Annotated in this window: 2 tRNA genes, 1 rRNA gene and 1 other annotated feature (1 of these 4 cut by a window edge); all 3 genes read right to left on the reverse strand. The window is 52.4% G+C overall.

From position 1 onward, the window contains the following. Positions 1-1,226: a sequence feature (mutual gap in cmsearch alignment for this rRNA model is longer than 100), on the reverse strand; it reaches 1,811 nt to the left of the window's first position. Positions 1,227-1,431: 205 nt separating this feature from the next. The 3 genes from AR335_RS14205 to AR335_RS14215 all read right to left on the reverse strand — a co-directional run bounded on the left by AR335_RS14205 (position 1,432) and on the right by AR335_RS14215 (position 3,251). After that, positions 1,432-1,507 (reverse strand) — tRNA-Ala (locus AR335_RS14205). A gap of 23 nt (positions 1,508-1,530) precedes the next feature. Next, positions 1,531-1,607: transfer RNA gene (locus tag AR335_RS14210), tRNA-Ile, on the reverse strand. Positions 1,608-1,701: 94 nt separating this feature from the next. Continuing rightward, positions 1,702-3,251 (reverse strand): 16S ribosomal RNA (locus AR335_RS14215). Between the last annotated feature and the right edge of the window lie 32 nt (positions 3,252-3,283).

The following is a 3,283-nucleotide window of genomic DNA, read 5'->3' on the forward strand; positions in this document are numbered from 1 at the left end:
TACCCTTACGGTACAATCCATAGCTTCGGTGATACGTTTAGCCCCGGTACATTTTCGGCGCAGAGTCACTCGACCAGTGAGCTATTACGCACTCTTTAAATGGTGGCTGCTTCTAAGCCAACATCCTGGTTGTCTGGGCAACTCCACATCCTTTCCCACTTAACGTATACTTTGGGACCTTAGCTGATGGTCTGGGCTGTTTCCCTCTTGACTACGGATCTTATCACTCGCAGTCTGACTCCCGCGGATAAGTCTCTGGCATTCGGAGTTTGACTGAATTCGGTAACCCTGTGGGGGCCCCTAGTCCAATCAGTGCTCTACCTCCAGGACTCTAGCCGCGAGGCTAGCCCTAAAGCTATTTCGGGGAGAACCAGCTATCTCCGTGTTCGATTGGCATTTCACCCCTACCCACACCTCATCCCCGCACTTTTCAACGTGCGTGGGTTCGGGCCTCCATTCAGTGTTACCTGAACTTCACCCTGGACATGGGTAGATCACACGGTTTCGGGTCTACGACAACGTACTATGGCGCCCTATTCAGACTCGCTTTCGCTGCGGCTCCGCCTTATCAGCTTAACCTTGCACGTTATCGTAACTCGCCGGTTCATTCTACAAAAGGCACGCTGTCACCCGTTAATGGGCTCCAACTACTTGTAGGCACACGGTTTCAGGATCTCTTTCACTCCCCTTCCGGGGTGCTTTTCACCTTTCCCTCACGGTACTGGTTCACTATCGGTCACTAGGGAGTATTTAGCCTTGGGAGATGGTCCTCCCGGATTCCGACGGGGTTTCACGTGTCCCGCCGTACTCAGGATCCACTCAGGAGGGAACGAAGTTTCAACTACAGGGCTGTTACCTTCTTTGGCTGGCCTTTCCAGACCGCTTCATCTACCCCGTTCCTTTGTAACTCCATGTTGAGTGTCCTACAACCCCAGAGGGCAAGCCCTCTGGTTTGGGCTGATTCCGTTTCGCTCGCCGCTACTCAGGAAATCGCATTTGCTTTCTCTTCCTCCGGGTACTTAGATGTTTCAGTTCCCCGGGTCTGCCTTCTCATATCCTATGTATTCAGATATGGATACCATCCCATTACGGATGGTGGGTTCCCCCATTCGGAAATCCCCGGATCAATGCTTACTTACAGCTCCCCGAGGCATATCGGTGTTCGTCCCGTCCTTCTTCGGCTCCTAGTGCCAAGGCATCCACCGTGCGCCCTTTCTAGCTTAACCTTTAACCGAATCAGCTTTTCAGCTGAATCGTTTCACATGATCGTTAGATCATGGGTCTTGCATAATCAGCGCACAACTAATGAATTAGTTGGCTTTGTTTGGATGTTTCGTTATCTAGTTTTCAAGGAACATATCGGCGTTGCCTTCAAGAGACAACTTTCATATTATACCGACTAAAAAAGAAAATATCAACTATATTTTCTAGTGGTGGAGCCTAGCGGGATCGAACCGCTGACCTCCTGCGTGCAAGGCAGGCGCTCTCCCAGCTGAGCTAAGGCCCCATCTTGTCTGTATGAAAATGTTATGGTGGGCCTAAATGGACTCGAACCATCGACCTCACGCTTATCAGGCGTGCGCTCTAACCAGCTGAGCTATAGGCCCATGCACCATATTATAGATGAGAGATGTTCTTTCAAAACCAAACAAAAGCTCAGGTAAGTTCATGAGGCAACGAAGTGCACTCATGTCTCCATAGAAAGGAGGTGATCCAGCCGCACCTTCCGATACGGCTACCTTGTTACGACTTCACCCCAATCATCTGTCCCACCTTCGGCGGCTGGCTCCTAAAAGGTTACCCCACCGACTTCGGGTGTTACAAACTCTCGTGGTGTGACGGGCGGTGTGTACAAGGCCCGGGAACGTATTCACCGCGGCATGCTGATCCGCGATTACTAGCAATTCCGGCTTCATGTAGGCGAGTTGCAGCCTACAATCCGAACTGAGAGTGGCTTTTTGGGATTGGCTCGGCCTCGCGGCTTTGCAACCCTTTGTACCACCCATTGTAGCACGTGTGTAGCCCAGGTCATAAGGGGCATGATGATTTGACGTCATCCCCACCTTCCTCCGGTTTGTCACCGGCAGTCACCTTAGAGTGCCCAACTGAATGCTGGCAACTAAGGTCAAGGGTTGCGCTCGTTGCGGGACTTAACCCAACATCTCACGACACGAGCTGACGACAACCATGCACCACCTGTCACTCTGTCCCCCGAAGGGGAAAGTCCTATCTCTAGGATGGTCAGAGGATGTCAAGACCTGGTAAGGTTCTTCGCGTTGCTTCGAATTAAACCACATGCTCCACTGCTTGTGCGGGCCCCCGTCAATTCCTTTGAGTTTCAACCTTGCGGTCGTACTCCCCAGGCGGAGTGCTTAATGTGTTAACGTCAGCACTGAGGGTGGAACCCCCCAACACCTAGCACTCATCGTTTACGGCGTGGACTACCAGGGTATCTAATCCTGTTTGCTCCCCACGCTTTCGCGCCTCAGCGTCAGTTACAGGCCAAAAAGCCGCCTTCGCCACTGGTGTTCCTCCACATCTCTACGCATTTCACCGCTACACGTGGAATTCCACTTTTCTCTCCTGCACTCAAGTTCCCCAGTTTCCAATGACCCTCCACGGTTGAGCCGTGGGCTTTCACATCAGACTTAAAGAACCGCCTGCGCGCGCTTTACGCCCAATAATTCCGGATAACGCTTGCCACCTACGTATTACCGCGGCTGCTGGCACGTAGTTAGCCGTGGCTTTCTGGTCAGGTACCGTCAAGGTACCGGCAGTTACTCCGGTACTTGTTCTTCTCTGACAACAGAGCTTTACGACCCGAAGGCCTTCATCGCTCACGCGGCGTTGCTCGGTCAGACTTTCGTCCATTGCCGAAGATTCCCTACTGCTGCCTCCCGTAGGAGTCTGGGCCGTGTCTCAGTCCCAGTGTGGCCGATCACCCTCTCAGGTCGGCTACGCATCGTCGCCTTGGTGAGCCGTTACCTCACCAACTAGCTAATGCGCCGCGGGCCCATCTGTAAGCGTCAGCACAAGGCCGACTTTCAAAAAAGAAACAGGCGTTTCTCTTTATCATCCGGTATTAGCTTCGGTTTCCCGAAGTTATCCCCGTCTTACAGGCAGGTTACCCACGTGTTACTCACCCGTCCGCCGCTAACCTCAGAGAGCAAGCTCTCTTTGGTCCGCTCGACTTGCATGTATTAGGCACGCCGCCAGCGTTCATCCTGAGCCAGGATCAAACTCTCCAATAAAGTGTTTGATATAGCTCTTAAAGTTTAAAAAT

Origin of the sequence: Fictibacillus sp. FJAT-27399 (assembly GCF_001510655.1) — a bacterium.
Taxonomy (GTDB): Bacteria; Bacillota; Bacilli; order Bacillales; family Fictibacillaceae; genus Fictibacillus_C; species Fictibacillus_C marinisediminis.